A 15,935-nucleotide genomic window follows, 5' to 3' on the forward strand; every position below is an offset into this window, starting at 1 on the left:
TTGGAGGATGGAGAATGTCCCTTTTCGACATGAGCGGGCAGGTTGCCCTGATAACCGGTTCGTCGCGCGGCATTGGCAAGGCGATTGCCGAGGAAATGGCAGAGCATGGCGCAAAGGTGGTCATTTCCAGCCGCAAGCAGGATGCCTGTGATGCAGTCGCGGCCGAAATCAACGCGAAATATGGCGCTGGCACTGCAATCGCGGTCGCAGCCAACATTTCCTCGAAAGAAGATTTGCAGCATTTGGTCGATGAAACGCGCAAGGCATTCGGCAAGATAACCGCCTTGGTCTGCAATGCGGCATCCAACCCCTATTACGGTCCAAGCGCCGGGATCAGCGACGATCAATTCCGCAAGATCATGGACAACAACATCCTGTCCAACCACTGGCTGATTCATATGGTCGCACCCGAAATGTGCGAACGTGGGCAGGGGTCGGTCACCATCGTTTCGTCGGTCGGCGGTTTGAAGGCTTCGACCGTCATCGGTGCCTATTGCATTTCCAAGGCTGCCGACATGCAGATGGCGCGCAATCTGGCCGATGAATTCGGGCCAAAGGGTGTGCGCGTCAACTGCATCGCACCGGGCCTGATCAAGACCGACTTTGCCCGTGCGCTTTGGGAGAATCCCGATACGTTGGAAATTTCAACCCGTCGCTCGTCGCTGCGCCGCATTGGCGAGCCGTATGAAATCGCCGGGGCAGCGGTATTCCTTGCCAGCAAGGCAGGCGGCTTTACCACAGGACAAACGATCGTCATCGACGGCGGCAATACAATTTCAGGAGGATGAGCATGGGCGCACTCGCAGGCAAAGTTGCAATCATAACAGGCGCGGGTTCGGGCATCGGCCGTGCATCTGCCAGGCGGTTCGCTGCTGAAGGCGCGAAGCTCGTCATAGGTGACAAGACCGAAGCGGTTTTCGAAACGGCAAAGATGGTAGAGGAAGCTGGCGGAACCGTCACCGCGCTGCAGATCGATGCCGGTGTTGAGGCCGATGTGGCGAAACTCGTCGAGACCGCGAAGGCCAATTATGGCGGCGTCGATGTTGCCTTCGCCAATGCCGGTATCATCGGCGATATGGGCGGAATCTTCGAAATTGATCCTGCCACCATGGCCGAAACCTTCCGCGTCAACGTCATTGGCCCCGCCTTGATGGTGAAACATGCGGGCAAGGCGATGGTCGATCAGGGACGTGGCGGGTCCATTGTGCTGACCGCGAGCGTCGCTGGCCTCAATTCGGGCGCTGGCCCGCTAACTTATTCGGCATCGAAGGCAGGCGTCATCAACCTCGCCAAGACAGCGGCGCAGCAGCTGACGACCTCGGGCGTGCGCGTGAATGCGATCTGCCCGGGCCTCACCGAAACCGGCATGACCAAGCCGACATTTGATTATGCTCGTTCAAAGGATGTGATGCACAAGGTGGGGCAGTTGAACCCGCTGAAGCGCGCGGCCCAGCCGGAGGAGCTGGCCAATGTCGCATTGTTCCTCGCCTCTGATCAGGCAAGCTATGTCAACGGGCAGGCGATTGCGGTCGACGGTGGTTTGACCAGCTCGCATCCGGTTACGCGGCAACTTCTCGGACAGACGGCACACTGACATGAGCGACGACAACGCAGCACTCGGACTTGGCTTCCTGCCTGATCGGCTCGCCCGCATCGGCGCGCACATTCAGGAGAAATATCTCGACAGCGGCAAACTGCCCTTTGGCGCGCTGCTCATCGGGCGCGGCGACGACGTCGCGCACACATGGGCGTCGGGCGTCGATCATGATGCCATTTTCCGCATCGCCAGCATGACCAAGCCGATCACCTCGATCGTTTTCATGCAACTGGTCGAGCAGGGCAAGGTCGCGTTGAGCGAGCCGGTCGCCAAATATATTCCGGAATTCGCCGATCTGGGCGTGTTCATGGCTGGCGGCGGCAATGTGCCCTTCACAAGCCGCCCGCCCACGACACGGCTCAATATCATCGACGTGCTGCGCCACACCACCGGCTTCACTTACAGCTTTCAGGAACGCACGCCGGTCGACGCCGCCTATCGCAAGACTGAGCTTGAGCACTGGATGAAGAATGACAGCCAGAGCTTCATCAACCACCTGTCGCAGATTCCGCTCGAATTCGATCCGGGCACTTGCTGGAATTACTCGGTTTCAACTGACGTATTGGGCGTATTGGTAGAGCGCATTTCGGGCCAGTCGCTGGGCGATTATTTCCGCGAGCATATTTTCGAACCGCTCGGCATGAAGGATACCGGCTTCAAGGTGGCCGCCGACCAAGCACATCGCATTCCGCCCTGCTATGCCTTCCATCCCAAGGACAAGATGGTGCAGACTGACAAGGCAGGGGCCGACAGCCTGTGGGCGCAAGGTTGGAAGTTTGAATCGGGTGGCGGCGGCCTTGCCTCGACCGTCCACGATTATCATCGTTTCTGCCGGATGTTGCTCAATGGCGGCGCACTTGATGGTGTCCAGATTGTCAGCCCTAAGACATTGGAGCTGATGACTGCCAACCATCTGCCTGGCGGCGGCGATTTGACCCAGCATTCGAAATCGCTGTTCAGCGAAGCGGAAAATGCAGGCATCGGTTTCGGGCTTGGCTTCGCCTGCAATATCGATCCTGCAGCCACGATGCTCGCGGGATCGAAGGGTGAATTCTACTGGGGCGGCATGTATTCGACCGCCTTCCTCGTCGACCCGGTCGAGGATCTGATCATGGTTTTCATGACCCAACTCGCGCCCTCATCGACCTATCCGATCCGGCGTGAAATTCGCACGATGATGTATGCGGCTTTGGCGGCTTAGAATATTCCTCCCCATCGACTAGCGATGGGGAGGTGGCATCGCGAAGCGATGACGGAGGGGAATTGCACCGTCGCTGTCCCCTCCACCATTTGACGCTTCGCGCCAAACGGTCCCCCTCCCCATCGCAAGTCGATGGGGAGGACATTGAAAGGAAGTAATATGCAATCCGTAACCACCTCGCAGGACGGTGAAATCCTCGTCCTTTCCGTCAACAACCCGCCGGTCAACGCGCTTAGCTGGCATGTGCGCCAGGGCATTTCGGACGGTATCGAACAGGGCCTGAAAGACGACAGCGTCAAGGCGATTGTCATCCGCTGTGAAGGGCAGACCTTCATCGCAGGCGCCGACATCACCGAATTCGGAAAGCCGCCGCAAGGGCCGGATTTCAATGCCGTGCTCAACACCATCGAAACCGCGACCAAACCGGTGATCGCGGCAATCCACGGCACCGCACTGGGCGGTGGCCTCGAAACCACCCTCGTTTGCCACTATCGCATCGCAGTTCCTTCGGCGAAACTCGGTGTACCCGAAGTCAAGCTTGGCCTGCTGCCTGGCGCTGGCGGTACCCAGCGTCTGCCGCGTCTTGTCGGCATTGAACAAGCGGCAGTGATGACCTCGCTCGGCGAACCGATTTCGGCGCAAAAGGCGCTTGATACCGGTCTGATCGACAAGCTGGCGAGTGAAGACAGCCTCGCTGCCGATGCCGTTGCTTTCGCACGCGAATGCGTCGCAAAAGGCCCGCGCCACACCCGCGACCTACCGGTGAAGGGTGACACGGCAATCATCGCCAAGCTTGAGGCGGAAAATGCGCGCAAGTGGAAGGGCTTCGATGCGCCTTATGCCAACCTGCGCTGCGTTGCGGCTGCGGCCGAAAATCCGAATATCGAAGATGGCCTGAAATTCGAACGCGCCGAATTCATGAAACTGATGACGGGTAGCCAGTCTGCAGCCCAGCGGCACATGTTCTTTGCCGAACGTCAGGCAGCGAAGATCGACGGCCTGCCCAAGGACACCCAGTTGCGCGACATCAAGAAGGTCGGCGTGATCGGTGCTGGCACCATGGGCGGCGGCATCACGATGAACTTCCTGCAAAAGGGCATCCCTGTAACCATCGTCGAAATGGTGCAGGAAAACCTTGATCGCGGCGTCGCTGTAATCCGCAAGAATTACGAGGCTTCGGCTGCCAAGGGCCGCTACACCAGCGAGCAGGTCGAAAAGATGATGGGGCTGCTGACGCCCTCGCTTAGCCTCGACGATCTGGCCGATTGCGATCTTGTGATCGAGGCGGTTTATGAAAGCATGGACGTCAAGAAAGACGTGTTCGGCAAGCTCGACACAATCTGCAAGCCGGGTGCGATCCTGGCATCGAACACCAGCTATCTGGATGTGAACGAGATTGCGGCGTCGACCTCGCGCCCGCAGGATGTGCTTGGCATGCACTTCTTCTCGCCCGCCAATGTGATGAAGCTGCTCGAGGTGGTGCGCGGCGACAAGACCGCGGACGATGTGCTCGCAACCGCGATGGCGATCGGCAAGAAAATCGGCAAGATTGCGGTGGTCGCAGGCGTTTGCCACGGCTTTATCGGCAACCGCATGCTCAGCCAGCGCCAGATTCCGGCGAATGCGCTGTTGATGGAGGGCGCATCGCCCGAACAGATCGACAATGTCTTCACCGACTTCGGTTTCCCGATGGGGCCGTTCCAGATGGCCGACCTTGCCGGCATGGATATTGGCTGGCACCGCGATACCTCGCTCGAGCCGACCAATGTGCGCGAAGCCATGTGCCTTGCCGGCCGTTTCGGACAGAAGAACGGCAAGGGCTTTTACGACTATGACGAAAAGCGCAACCGCACGCCGAGCGCCGAAGCGCTTGCGATCATCGAAGATTTTCGCAGCCGTTCGAACATGCAGAAGCGTGAAATCACCGATCAGGAAATCATCGAGCGCTGCCTCTATCCGATGGTCAACGAAGGCTATCTGATTTTGGAAGAAGGCAAGGCACAGCGCGCATCCGACATCGATGTCGTCTGGATCTATGGCTATGGCTGGCCCGTCTATCGTGGTGGCCCGATGTTCTGGGGCGACCTAGAAGGTGCCAAGAAAATCGTCGAATCGCTTGAGCGCCAAGGCGTGAAAGTTGCTGAATCGCTTAAGGCGAAAGCGGCCTGATCCAAAACCTGTTTCGATAAGATACCGCAGTGCTGAGCTTGTCGAAGCACGCCTCAATGCATGGCGCTGAGCTTTGAAGCGCCCTTCGACAGGCTCAGGGCTACGGTGATTCTTCGATTCCATCTTCCCATCATGGCTTCGTCGCCGGTGAGTTGAAGCTCTCCGGCGACGGGCTGAATATGAACAACGGTTCATCTCGCGACTCCTGCGGGTCGCCGACTAGATATTGTGGTGAGACCCCGCCCCGGCCATCAGGCTGACACAAGATAAAGATCTGGGGTCGCTTTCCATGTTCCGCAAGAAAATTGTCGCCGCTCTCGGCGCGCTTGCCCTTCTCATACCTGCTCAGGCTATGGCGCTGCAATGCGCGCCCTTTGCACGTGATGTTTCGGGTATCGAGATTTTCGGTAATGCAGGAACCTGGTGGGGTCAGGCGGCTGGCAAATATGAGCGGGGTAATGAGCCTAAGGTTGGCGCGGTCATCGCATTCAAACCCACCCGCTCGATGCCCATCGGGCACGTTGGCATGGTCAGCAAGATTGTTTCGGATCGCGAAGTTTTGATCGACCATGCTAACTGGTCGGTAATCAATGGTCGTCGCGGCCAGATTGAACGTGGCGCCCGTGTATTAGACGTTTCGGCGGCAGGCGATTGGAGCGAAGTCCGCGTCTGGTACGCGCCGGTAAACGGTCTCGGCACCTCCAGCTATCCGCTTTACGGCTTCATCTACAAGGATGGCTCAAGCAACGAAGCTTGATCAAGCGTCCAGCGGCTTGGGTGCATCGTCCAGCGCCTTGCGTCCCCAAACAATCAGATAGAGCAGCGCCGCTCCAATCAGGATGAAGGTCGCCGGTTCCCACCAGTTGAACAGGGCCACGCCAATGGCGGGTGTGACGATATAGGCCGAGCCGTTCAACGATGCGATCTTGCCCGCCACATCGCCCTGCTCAAAACGGCGAACGGCAAGCGAAGCGCCTGTGGTAAAGCCTGGACGGTATAAACCGAAACCCAGCGAAGCGAGCGCGAAGCCCAAAGTGATGCCGTAAAAATCGAAGCTCACCCCGACGAGCGTGATGCCGAGCAGTGCGAGAAATGCGCCCCACAGCACAGACGCGCGCGAACCGATCTGCAGGATGGGAATCAGCCCCCATTGCGCGAGCAAGGTGGCCATCGCGCCAACGAACATGACGGAGCCGGTTGCTTCGACTGTTTCCTTGGGCAAATCGTGCAGGCCCAACCGGTCGCGGATAAGAAAGCCCACCACGCCCAACATGATAGCCTGCGCATGGCCCCCGATCAGACCCGCCACCAGCCAGCTGGCAAAGCGCTCATCGCGCCAGGGCAGCCGCACTTCTTCGCGGGGCAGGGCGTTATCTTCCTCGACGCCTTCCTCGACTTCGGGCTGGTTGACCGAGGCTGCGGAGGGGTAGGACGTCACGATGCCGCGCGCAGCGAAGCGCGGCGTATCGTTGGGCAGGCGCAGCTTGAGCGCAACGAGCACCAATACGCCAAAGCTGGCGAAAACTACCAGGGGCCCGGCCAGTCCGAACGGCTCGAAAATCAGGAAATGGGCAAGGGCAGGGCCGATAACGGTGCCGAGGCCAAAGGAAGAGGCCAGCAATGACAGCGCCTTGGCGCGTTCCTCGCGCTCTGTCCGCGCGGCGATATAGGCTTGTACGGCTGGTGGCGCTGCAGAACCGAAACCGCCATAAAGGCTGCGGAATATGGCAAAGATGATGAAGGTCGCTGCGGGTGCGATAAAGCCTTCAAGGCCAAGCCACAGCACCAGCCCGCACAAGCCCATTGATGCCGCAAAGCCGATGACGCCGACGGTCATCAATGCTTTGCGCCCGCGCTTGTCCGACAGCCGGGCCCATTTGGGTGCAGTCAATACCCACAGCAAAGCCGACCAGCTGAAGGCGAGGCTGACCCAAACATCGGCGATGTCGAGCTTGCTCGCAATCGCGGGCAGGGCGGATTGCATCGCGGTGTTGCCCGCAGCGGCCACCAGCATCACCAGAAACAGGATCGTCACCCGATCGGCGGGGATGGTAGGGCTTTTGGGCATCAGAGTTTCACCCAATCATAGCTGCGCGTGATCGAGGCGACGTGCAGGTCGTACCAGCTGTACCAGCGGTTACGCCCCGCATCGCGGATCGCCGCATGTTCGGGGTTGTCGCGCCACGCCTTGGCGGCTTCCTCATCTGCCCAATAGCTGACTGTAATACCGATGCGATCTTCACCGCGTGCTGAATTGATGCCGAGATATCCGGGCTGCCTGCTGGCAAGCTCGACCATCGCGTTGGCAGCAACAGCATAACCGGCATCATCCGCCAATGTCCGTTCGGCAATGAAGATGACTGCAACGGTCGAAGGCGGGTAAGTCGGCATTGTCCATCCATAGGATTGACTTTACGTTTGGGGCAACCCCGCGCGGTCGTTTTATCGACTTTTTTGCTTAACCGGCTTGCATCGCGCGCGCGCATTTGCGAGTGCAGTCGACTACTGTATTACAGCCCTAAGGCGGATTGATGAACGACGGTTCGGTAGCACTCACTTCGAAGATCGAACGCATCAAGACATCGGTGCAACGATTTTTCGGTCCTTGGGGCGTATTTTTCAAAGGCTTTCTCAAGCATCCGGTGATGGTCGGTTCGATCATACCCTCGTCACGCTGGACGGTGCAAAAAATGCTTGCTCCGGTAAAGTGGGACGAATGCAAGTTGTTCGTCGAATATGGCCCCGGCGTCGGCACCTTCTGCCAGCCGGTGCTCGACAGGTTGCGTCCGGATGCGACGTTGCTAGTGATCGAAACCAACCCCGATTTCATCGAATTTCTGCGCAAGCATTTCCGCGACAGCCGCTTCATTGCGGTGCACGGGTCGGCTGCAGATGTGAATGATATCATCCGCGGTTTTGGTTTCGAACATGCCGATTATGTATTGTCTGGCTTGCCGTTTTCGACGCTGCCCGGCGATCTCGGCCCCAAAATTGCCGAAGAAACCGGCAAGGCCATCCGCCCCGGCGGCGCGTTTCTGGTCTATCAGTTCCGTGCCCGTGCGCGCGATTTCATGGAACCGCATTTCAAGCGCATCGACAATGGCTATGAATTCTGGAACGTTCTGCCCTGTTACCTGTTCTGGGGCTGGAAAGGCTAAGCCTTCTTTCCCGGCAGGCGCTTCTGCAGCATTTGGGTGATGCGCAGCGAAATGCGCCGCCCGATATTATAGTCGACGCTATTGACCAGCAGATAAGCCAGCGACCAGCGAAAACGGTTGAACCAAGTTAGACGGTTGCGATGCGCCGCTGTGGTTTGGATTTTACTTGCCCTCGCCAGTCCACCAGCCAACCTGCGCAGATAGTCTGCCAGCCCGGCATCATCGATCCGCAGCATCAGCTCCTTGTTGATGAACAGGCTGCGGATATCGAGATTGGCCGAACCGATATAGCAGGCATTGTCAATCACCAGCAGCTTGGTGTGGAGCAGTTGCGGCTGGTATTCGCAAATCTGCACATCTCTCTTCAGCAGATAACCATAGAGGATACGCGCAGCACCGATGGTCGCGCCATTGTCGGTCCGGCCCGCCAGCACCAGCCTTACATCGCCGCCCTTGCGCGCAGTCGATGCCAACCGCCGCAATATTGTCTGCGTAGGTGAGAAATAGGCGGCGACAATGTCTATTGTGCGGGCATTTTGCAGATCGCGCTTGAGGGCCAGCGCCCAGGGAGAGATGCGGTTGGTCGGGCCGCCTACCAGCCATTGCAAAGGCCCGTCCCCCGGCTGCCAGGTGCGGATCAACCGCCGCAATGCTAGCAGCCGCACGCCGCCATCCGCCGAAAGCCGGATCAGCTCTGAAATATAAGTCGAAATGCGCGCGACTTCCGGCCCCGATATGGTCAGGCCCAGATCCTCCCAGCTATCGTCTCCGCGTCGCCCGAAATATTGGTCGGTGATGTTGAACCCGCCAATCAAGGCGTGCTCATCGTCGATTACCAATAGTTTCTGGTGGTTGCGGATCAAATAGGAAAGCCGCCAGCGCGAGCTAAAAAAATGATAGCTACCGCCCGCGTCGGCTATGGGCTGGAAGAAGGATGCCGGGACTTTTGACGAACCAAAGCTGTCGACCAGCACATCTACTTTCACGCCGCGCAGCGCCGCCTCGGCGATTGCATCGCGCACTTCGGTTCCGCTGGTATCGTTATGGAACATATACATGCTGAGCGTCAGGCTATGTGTCGCCGACCCGATCAGCCGCAGCAGACTTTGCAGGCGTTCCTCTGGATCGTGCAGGATGTACAAAATATTTCCGGCGATTTCGAACCGCTTTCCCGGTAATTCCAATGCGGTTTTCGATGCCTCCATAGTGGGCAGATAAGAGGTCGCACCGCGACACGCAACCAGCGCAAGCGCGTGCTTTCCGTTGACAAGTCGGGCCTCAACCCCTAATTGCGCTCGACTTTCCACACATTCAAAGTGATTCAGGAGCCGACATGGCGCGCGTTACCGTTGAAGATTGCATCGATAAGGTCCCCAACCGTTTCGATCTTGTTTTGCTCGCTGCAGAGCGCGCACGCGAGATTTCTGGCGGTGCGGAGCTGACCGTTGATCGTGATCGCGACAAAAATCCTGTCGTCGCACTGCGCGAAATCGCTGAAGAAACCGTCCGTCCGGAACATCTGAAGGAAGGCCTGACGCAGTCGCTGCAAAAGGTTCAGGTCGACGAGGACGAAGAAGTCGATGAAATCGGCTCGCTCGCCAAATCGGCAGAGGCGCTTCGCCTGACCGCTGCCGCGCCTGCCCGCAGTGCTGGCGTCGCCCGCGACTACGACCGTTAATCGGCAGGCGGGGGCTCTTCCCCGCCGCCCAATACCCGCATCTTTATCTGCCCGCTTTCGAGCAGTGGGGCAGCTATGGCTGCTATCCGGCCTTGGCGTTCGGTGACCAATGCGCGGTTGAAAAAGGTGTTGGCGATAACATCGGCGATTTGCAGCCCCGCCAGCCGGTGGCTGTGTTCCAGCTGGGTTGTCCCGCAGGGCCCGACCAGTTTGGCAATATCGGTGCGGATTGCCGCCAAGGTTTCAGGTCCATAACGCCCGTCATCGATAATCACGCTGTCGCATATGGGCAAATCGGGCAGCATCGCTTTCACAACATCTTCGAGCAATGCGGCATAAACGTCGGTATCGTGGTCGCCACGATCGGCATTTTTATCCGGTACCAATGCGGATATTGCGATGCCGACCATGATCTGGGCTTCGCTGTCTTTGACGAGTTCGAAAAGCAAGGCGCGTTCGGCTAGATCGATTCTGCTGCCTTTGACTTCACCATGATAAGCCGTAACCGTTCGAAAGCGGGCAATCAGCGCCTCGGCCTTGTCCTCTTCAATGTCGATTCCGGCCAGGGTCATCACCCCGCGTCCGACACCACCTGACTCATCGCAATATATTGGCATAGCTCGATGCTAGCGCGCGTTCAGGTGCAGGGATAGCGCTTCTTCATCACATCGAACATCGCCGTCGTTATTGTCGTCTTGGGTCGGACAGCAGCCGGATAGGTCCGCAAATGGGCGAGGAGTTGATCGGAGTTCAAGGCTGCCTTTTTCGGCGGACAGCTATGCGGAGCACGTCCCGCCTTTTTGTCGGCCGCTATTGTCTCGCGATATGTTTTGCCCGCTGCATTCGCTTCGCTGTAGAGAAGCTTGATATCGGGAGAACCGAGCGCGCCCAGCCCCTTAGCCTTCAGTGCGTCTGCTTTGGCGAGGAATGTTGCAACATTCATGTCGCCGGCACCAGCGACGGCGGGAGCCGCGAGCGCCGCCAATGCAAAACATACAAACACTCCGATATTCCGCATTTACCAATCTCCAGTCAGTTACCCGCTGGACGGTAAGCCCGCCATTTTGAATGGCAAGTGAATCAGCGTACTAAGCCGTGCCCTCACGCACCTTGCGGGCTGGTTCCACCAACGCTTGTCCGTTTGCCTCGACCCGCCTTTGGAATGGCGGTACCAACAGTTGGTATATCGGTTGGTTGTACCGTCTTGCTGCCATCGCGTTCGAATTTTCCGGTTTTGAGCAACTGCGTGATTTCATCGCCCGACAGCGTTTCGAATTCGAGCAAAGCTTCTGCCAGAAGGTTGAGCTGCTTGCGATGCTTTTTAAGCAAAGCAGTCGCCTTTGCATAGCCGCCTTCGACCAGCTTGCGGATCTCGGCATCGATCTTTTTGGCGGTTTCGTCCGACATGGCTGAGCGCTGGCTATAGCCATAGCCGAGATAGCCATCCTGCTTTTCTTCATATTGCAGCGGGCCCATTTCATCAGACATGCCCCATTGGGTCACCATGTCGCGCGCAAGGCTGGTTGCATATTGGATATCGCCCGATGCACCGCTGCTGACCTTGTCATAGCCGAAGACCAGTTCTTCAGCGACACGACCGCCCATGCTGACCGCCAGATTGGCGTGCATCTTGTCGCGGTGATAGCTGTAATTGTCGCGTTCGGGCAGACGCATCACCATGCCCAGTGCACGACCGCGCGGGATGATGGTGGCTTTGTGGATCGGATCCGAAGCCGGTTCATGGATCGCAACGATGGCGTGGCCAGCTTCATGAAAGGCCGTCATGCGCTTTTCGTCCTCGGTCATCACCATCGAGCGGCGCTCGGTACCCATCATCACCTTGTCTTTGGCGTCCTCAAACTCCTTCATTGCGACCAGACGCTTGCCACGGCGAGCTGCAAGCAGCGCGGCCTCGTTAACAAGATTGGCGAGGTCGGCACCCGAAAAGCCGGGCGTGCCGCGCGCAATCACGCGCGGATCGACATCGGGAGCCAAGGGCACTTTCTTCATGTGAACGCCCAGAATCTTGACGCGGCCATCGATATCGGGGCGCGGTACGACGACCTGGCGGTCGAACCGACCGGGGCGGAGCAGAGCAGGGTCAAGCACGTCGGGACGGTTGGTCGCGGCGATGATTATGATGCCTTCATTCGCCTCGAAACCGTCCATTTCGACGAGCAGCTGGTTCAGCGTCTGTTCGCGCTCGTCATTCTGGTTGCCAAGGCCCGCGCCACGGCTGCGGCCAACAGCGTCGATTTCGTCGATGAAGACGATGCAGGGGGCGTTCTTCTTGGCCTGATCGAACATGTCGCGGACGCGAGACGCACCAACGCCGACGAACATTTCGACAAAGTCCGAACCTGAAATGGTGAAGAAGGGCACACCTGCTTCGCCCGCAATTGCACGAGCCAGCAAGGTTTTACCTGTACCCGGCGAACCGACGAGCAATGCCCCCTTGGGGATTTTGCCGCCGAGACGGCTGAATTTGTGCGGGTCTTTCAGGAATTCGACGATTTCCTGCAGCTCTTCGCGCGCTTCATCGATGCCGGCGACGTCGTCGAACGTGACGCGGCCATGCTTTTCGGTGAGCATCTTGGCCTTGGATTTGCCAAAGCCCATTGCACCACCAGCGCCGCCGCCTTTCTGCATCTGGCGCAGCACGAAGAATGCAATGCCGAGGATAAGAAGGAAAGGCAGCGCCTGATAGAGCAGGATCAGCCAAAGGCTGGGCTGCTCTTCGGGCTTACCCTGAACATCGACGCCCTTTTCATCGAGCAGCTTGTACAGATCGGCATCGCCGGGGATCGGTACGGTCGCTACCTGTTCGCCACTGGTCAGCGTGCCGGTGATCTTGTCCGGGCCGATGGACACAGATTTGACTTCGCCAGCTTCAATTTTGTCACGGAAACTGGAATAGGTCATGCCAGTCGCGGCATCACTGCCCGACCCACTGAAGATCGAAACCACCAGCAACAATGCAACCATGATCCCGGTCCAGATCATCAGATTCCGGGCCAGTGGATTGCCTTTGGGTTCCTGTTCGTCGTTCATGGCGTATATGAGTCCTATCCGGTCAGTCTTGCCAATGTAGGTCACAAAAGGTGAATGGCAATATAAGCCTTTCGCCCAGATGCGTGAAAAATCCGATTTCTCTAACGATTTTCGCCGCGCAAGGGTGCAGGTTCAATGTGCCACAGAGTGCCGCCTGTGCACAAAAGGTTGCCGACGCTTAGTTTTCCACCCGCTGCAAGCGTTTCGAGCGCGCGGTCGATTGTCTCGCCGCGCGGGGCAATGTGCGCATCCTGACTTTGCAAGGCACGGATAAGCAAGCGTCGGACCAGCTCGGGCGGAAGGCCTGCCGGGTCGAGCGTGGTACCGGGATTTTCGGATACCGCAATCCGCTCCGGCTGCAGTCTGGCCGCCATCCATTCGAGGGCTTCATGCGCCTCGCGGACCGCGTCTACAGTGCGCGAAACGCGTGCCGCATTTAGAAGCGGCGGCGCAGTTTTCAGCCAGTTGCGTATCTGCACACGGTCGAAATCGACATTGGCGTTGCTCGGGTCCTCGCAAGGGATCACACCCTGCTCTTGGCAGACGGCAACCAGTTGCGCTTTGGTGAAACCCAGCAGTGGCCGGATGATGCGGCCATTGGTTTCTCGGATTGACGAAAGCCCAGCAATACCGCTGCCCCGTGCGATCCGCATCAGCAATGTTTCCAGCTGGTCATCGGCATGGTGCGCAGTCGCAATCCAATTCAGCCCATGGGAAGCAGCCCATTTATGAAGCAGACCATAGCGTGCGTCGCGCGCTGCCGACTGGAGGTTGCCGGTAATTGGGCGTTCGGGCTTCAAAATCGCATGGGGTATGCCACGTTCCGCGCACAATCCGGCGACATAATGGGCCTCATCATTCGCTTCCGGTCGAAGCTCGTGGTCTACCGTCGCCGCATGGATGGCTTTTGGAAATGCCTGATGTGCAAGCAGCAACAAAGCCAAACTATCTGGCCCACCTGATACGGCAAGTCCGATGTGCGGTGCTTCCAATGTGGCGGGATTAATAGCCGTCAGCCGACGCATCGATGCGCTGAATTCCGCTAGAATGTTGGCCGACGATTCCACCATGTGGCAGGCCTTAACCCTGCCCTTGCAGCTTGGCTATCGGCTTATTTGCACTTGGCCTTTTTGCGCCCTTCCGCAAGCCGGCCCGCAAGCCTGCCGCTGGCTTCAGCCGGATAGGCACTGGCCAATTGGCCAAAGGCTTCGCAAGCTTCTGCCGCTTTGTTCAAATCGGTCAGGGCTTCACCAAGGAAATACAGGCTTTCTGGTGCCCGGTCGCCTTTCGGGTCGTTCTTGTAATTGTCGTAGAAGATTTTCACCGCAGTTGCCGGTTTTCCCTCATCGAGCCAAGCGCGCCCCAACAGGTTGCGTGCATAGCTCACCCGTTTGTGCTTGGGGTATTTGGACACGGTTTCCTGCAATTGAACCTGTGCTTCGGGGTAGAATTTGGATTCCCACAAGCGGTAGCCATAGCTGTAACCGTCTTCAAAAGCGTCGCCGGTCGAAGGTTTCTGGATAGCCGCGACCGCAGCGGTCCGACTAGCACTGGGTTTTGCCGGCGTAGGAGCTGGTTTGGCTGCGGCGGGGGCGGGCTTGGGTGCCACTGCAACGGGCTTCGGTTCCGGCGTAGCCGCTGCTGCCGATGCAGATTTGATCTGCGCCTCCAACTCCTTGAGGCGACTGTCCATCGAGGTCATTTTGGCACCTTGTTGCTCGACCTGACCGGTTAGCGTTGCAAGCTGTGTTTCCAGTGCATCGACGCGTGCGATTAGATCGGTAACAGCCGAAGCGGAGGGCGTGCCTGATGTCGCGGCTTTGGCAGGGTCAGCCTGAATGTCGGGCTCAAAAAACTTGCCAGCACCATCGGGAAAAACCTTACGCTGGACCGAGCGCATTTCCTTTTCGAGCTTGGTCACCCGGCCTTCGACGTTGGTGTCCTGCGCATGGACGATCGTAGGGGCAAGCGCGAGTGCCGCCGCTGACAGCAGATAGACAATCTTCATGCAAACTCTCCCTGTTTCATCCGCACGCTTTAGCCGCCGCTGCGTCGATATGGCCTTCGGGCATAACGCAGCGCGGAGGGCCAATAAAGCCTATTGGGCAGATTTGGCGGAAGTTGAAGTAAATTCCTGTGGATTCTGGCTTGATCCAAATCGGTATTGCCAAGCAATTTCACCTATCGGACCGACGCTGCTCCGCCCGTTTCAGAAACATTGGCAGAAGTCGTTTCGGCCGGTGGAACCGGTTTGCGTGCAAGCAAGGCTGCAGCACTTACCTCCAAATCGGCAATTGATTTGTCGCCGCTACCTAGCGGTGGAACCGGCTTGCCACCTATTGTGACGTTCAAAACCTGCGGGCGACCGGTTACGATCATCGGATTTTGCGCATCAGCGGGGACGATGTAGCGCTCACCAGGTTGCATTTCCTTTTCGTACAGCCGCTTATTGTCCTTGTCGTAGATTTTCAGCCATACGGTTTCGGTAGCGCTGATGACGACCTCTCCTTTTGGATCGATTGCCTCGGTATTTGATGCAGGTGATGATGCCGCATTCTGTTTGCCGATTTCAGCTTCAGCAATAACCTTGGTCGCTTCCGGCGAAGGGGCGTCGCTCGAAAGTGCAAAACTGCGCCACACGAAATACGCAATCAACACGGCTAGCGCCAGAGCCGCAGCCGACCAAGCCAGCCATCGCGGCGGTACCCGCGCGGGGTCTGCCGGTTCATAAGCAGGCATGCGAGCGGTCGTGCCTTGATAGCCACCCTGCGCCAGTTCTTCGCGAAGGTCATTGGCGAGCTTTACATCGTCCAGCTCCATCACCTTTGCATAGGACCGTGCAAATCCGACGGTATAGGTCGTGCCAGGCAGCGCACTAAATTCGGAGCGTTCGATTGCATCCAGATGCCGCATCGGTACCCGGGTGCGGCTTGCCACTTCGGTCAACGAAAGACCCTGAGCTTCGCGCGCAGCCTTTAACTGCTCCCCAACCGTTTGGAAACGGAATTCGGCATTTTCCGGCGCGCCCGGAGGTGTGCCGTCGTCAAGGCGTTCGTCGCTCAAATTGTTCTCCAATGACCC

General features: G+C 58.1%; 16 protein-coding genes. 7 read left to right on the forward strand and 9 right to left on the reverse strand.

Going from position 1 to position 15,935, the window contains the following annotated elements:
- The first annotated feature begins 14 nt into the window (after positions 1-14).
- The 5 genes from DXH95_RS13930 to DXH95_RS13950 all read left to right on the forward strand — a co-directional run bounded on the left by DXH95_RS13930 (position 15) and on the right by DXH95_RS13950 (position 5,724).
- Complete coding sequence (locus tag DXH95_RS13930; protein WP_115550103.1) at positions 15-788, forward strand: SDR family NAD(P)-dependent oxidoreductase; 774 nt, start codon at positions 15-17, stop codon at positions 786-788.
- A 2-nt stretch (positions 789-790) separates the two neighbouring features.
- Positions 791-1,594: an SDR family NAD(P)-dependent oxidoreductase gene (locus DXH95_RS13935; protein ID WP_115550104.1), complete on the forward strand. Its 804-nt coding sequence runs from the start codon at positions 791-793 to the stop codon at positions 1,592-1,594.
- A 1-nt stretch (position 1,595) separates the two neighbouring features.
- Positions 1,596-2,798, forward strand: a complete 1,203-nt coding sequence (locus DXH95_RS13940) for a serine hydrolase domain-containing protein (protein ID WP_115550105.1) — start codon at positions 1,596-1,598, stop codon at positions 2,796-2,798.
- Between the two features lie 159 nt (positions 2,799-2,957).
- Complete coding sequence (locus DXH95_RS13945; protein WP_115550106.1) at positions 2,958-4,967, forward strand: 3-hydroxyacyl-CoA dehydrogenase NAD-binding domain-containing protein; 2,010 nt, start codon at positions 2,958-2,960, stop codon at positions 4,965-4,967.
- A gap of 289 nt (positions 4,968-5,256) precedes the next feature.
- The gene (locus DXH95_RS13950) at positions 5,257-5,724 is read left to right on the forward strand and encodes a CHAP domain-containing protein (protein ID WP_115550107.1); all 468 of its coding nucleotides are present in this window, start codon (positions 5,257-5,259) and stop codon (positions 5,722-5,724) included.
- Here DXH95_RS13950 and DXH95_RS13955 read toward each other — a convergent pair whose 3' ends face one another.
- Both DXH95_RS13955 and DXH95_RS13960 read right to left on the reverse strand, forming a co-directional pair.
- Positions 5,725-7,035, reverse strand: a complete 1,311-nt coding sequence (locus DXH95_RS13955) for an MFS transporter (protein WP_115550108.1) — start codon at positions 7,033-7,035, stop codon at positions 5,725-5,727. It abuts the gene before it with no gap.
- Positions 7,035-7,358 (reverse strand): antibiotic biosynthesis monooxygenase family protein, encoded by a 324-nt coding sequence (locus DXH95_RS13960; protein ID WP_115550109.1) that lies wholly within the window; start codon positions 7,356-7,358, stop codon positions 7,035-7,037. Before DXH95_RS13960 ends, DXH95_RS13955 begins: the two co-directional genes overlap by 1 nt.
- 140 nt (positions 7,359-7,498) lie before the next feature.
- On the opposite strand from DXH95_RS13960, the gene DXH95_RS13965 reads away from it, so the two are divergent.
- Positions 7,499-8,125, forward strand: a complete 627-nt coding sequence (locus tag DXH95_RS13965) for a class I SAM-dependent methyltransferase (protein WP_115550110.1) — start codon at positions 7,499-7,501, stop codon at positions 8,123-8,125.
- Here DXH95_RS13965 and DXH95_RS13970 read toward each other — a convergent pair.
- Positions 8,122-9,330: a phospholipase D-like domain-containing protein gene (locus DXH95_RS13970; RefSeq protein ID WP_115550111.1), complete on the reverse strand. Its 1,209-nt coding sequence runs from the start codon at positions 9,328-9,330 to the stop codon at positions 8,122-8,124. The genes DXH95_RS13965 and DXH95_RS13970 overlap by 4 nt on opposite strands.
- Positions 9,331-9,458: 128 nt before the next feature.
- On the opposite strand from DXH95_RS13970, the gene rpoZ reads away from it, so the two are divergent.
- Positions 9,459-9,803 carry a DNA-directed RNA polymerase subunit omega gene (gene rpoZ / locus DXH95_RS13975; protein WP_115550112.1) on the forward strand — a complete coding sequence of 115 codons (345 nt, stop codon included), beginning with the start codon at positions 9,459-9,461 and terminating at the stop codon, positions 9,801-9,803.
- On the opposite strand, the gene DXH95_RS13980 is transcribed toward rpoZ, so the two are convergent.
- The 6 genes from DXH95_RS13980 to DXH95_RS14005 form a co-directional block, all read right to left on the reverse strand.
- Positions 9,800-10,420, reverse strand: coding sequence for a DUF3800 domain-containing protein (locus tag DXH95_RS13980; RefSeq protein WP_275401834.1), 621 nt, complete (start codon positions 10,418-10,420; stop codon positions 9,800-9,802). The two genes, rpoZ and DXH95_RS13980, sit on opposite strands and share 4 nt — an antisense overlap.
- 20 nt (positions 10,421-10,440) lie before the next feature.
- Positions 10,441-10,821, reverse strand: coding sequence for a hypothetical protein (locus DXH95_RS13985; protein ID WP_115550114.1), 381 nt, complete (start codon positions 10,819-10,821; stop codon positions 10,441-10,443).
- 83 nt (positions 10,822-10,904) lie between these two features.
- Positions 10,905-12,854 (reverse strand): ATP-dependent zinc metalloprotease FtsH, encoded by a 1,950-nt coding sequence (gene ftsH, locus DXH95_RS13990; RefSeq protein ID WP_115550115.1) that lies wholly within the window; start codon positions 12,852-12,854, stop codon positions 10,905-10,907.
- A gap of 101 nt (positions 12,855-12,955) precedes the next feature.
- Entirely contained in the window at positions 12,956-13,924 is a 969-nt protein-coding gene (tilS, locus tag DXH95_RS13995) for a tRNA lysidine(34) synthetase TilS (RefSeq protein WP_115550116.1), read from the reverse strand.
- 41 nt (positions 13,925-13,965) lie between these two features.
- The gene (locus DXH95_RS14000) at positions 13,966-14,862 is read right to left on the reverse strand and encodes a tol-pal system YbgF family protein (protein ID WP_115550117.1); all 897 of its coding nucleotides are present in this window, start codon (positions 14,860-14,862) and stop codon (positions 13,966-13,968) included.
- Between the two features lie 173 nt (positions 14,863-15,035).
- Positions 15,036-15,917, reverse strand: coding sequence for a helix-turn-helix domain-containing protein (locus DXH95_RS14005; protein WP_147291750.1), 882 nt, complete (start codon positions 15,915-15,917; stop codon positions 15,036-15,038).
- Between the last annotated feature and the right edge of the window lie 18 nt (positions 15,918-15,935).

This window comes from Sphingorhabdus pulchriflava (genome assembly GCF_003367235.1).
GTDB classification, from domain to species: Bacteria; Pseudomonadota; Alphaproteobacteria; order Sphingomonadales; family Sphingomonadaceae; genus Sphingorhabdus_B; species Sphingorhabdus_B pulchriflava.

Bases quoted from the DNA above. Each gene is read 5' to 3' on its own strand.
- DXH95_RS13940 (WP_115550105.1), top strand. From the start codon at position 1,596: ATGAGCGACGACAACGCAGCACTCGGACTTGGCTTCCTGCCTGATCGG.
- tilS (WP_115550116.1), bottom strand. From the start codon at position 13,924: ATGGTGGAATCGTCGGCCAACATTCTAGCGGAATTCAGCGCATCGATG.
- DXH95_RS13965 (WP_115550110.1), top strand. From the start codon at position 7,499: ATGAACGACGGTTCGGTAGCACTCACTTCGAAGATCGAACGCATCAAG.
- DXH95_RS13955 (WP_115550108.1), bottom strand. From the start codon at position 7,035: ATGCCCAAAAGCCCTACCATCCCCGCCGATCGGGTGACGATCCTGTTT.
- DXH95_RS13980 (WP_275401834.1), bottom strand. From the start codon at position 10,420: ATGCCAATATATTGCGATGAGTCAGGTGGTGTCGGACGCGGGGTGATG.
- DXH95_RS13985 (WP_115550114.1), bottom strand. From the start codon at position 10,821: ATGCGGAATATCGGAGTGTTTGTATGTTTTGCATTGGCGGCGCTCGCG.
- ftsH (WP_115550115.1), bottom strand. From the start codon at position 12,854: ATGAACGACGAACAGGAACCCAAAGGCAATCCACTGGCCCGGAATCTG.
- DXH95_RS13945 (WP_115550106.1), top strand. From the start codon at position 2,958: ATGCAATCCGTAACCACCTCGCAGGACGGTGAAATCCTCGTCCTTTCC.
- DXH95_RS13970 (WP_115550111.1), bottom strand. From the start codon at position 9,330: ATGGAGGCATCGAAAACCGCATTGGAATTACCGGGAAAGCGGTTCGAA.
- DXH95_RS13935 (WP_115550104.1), top strand. From the start codon at position 791: ATGGGCGCACTCGCAGGCAAAGTTGCAATCATAACAGGCGCGGGTTCG.
- rpoZ (WP_115550112.1), top strand. From the start codon at position 9,459: ATGGCGCGCGTTACCGTTGAAGATTGCATCGATAAGGTCCCCAACCGT.
- DXH95_RS13960 (WP_115550109.1), bottom strand. From the start codon at position 7,358: ATGCCGACTTACCCGCCTTCGACCGTTGCAGTCATCTTCATTGCCGAA.
- DXH95_RS13950 (WP_115550107.1), top strand. From the start codon at position 5,257: ATGTTCCGCAAGAAAATTGTCGCCGCTCTCGGCGCGCTTGCCCTTCTC.
- DXH95_RS13930 (WP_115550103.1), top strand. From the start codon at position 15: ATGTCCCTTTTCGACATGAGCGGGCAGGTTGCCCTGATAACCGGTTCG.
- DXH95_RS14000 (WP_115550117.1), bottom strand. From the start codon at position 14,862: ATGAAGATTGTCTATCTGCTGTCAGCGGCGGCACTCGCGCTTGCCCCT.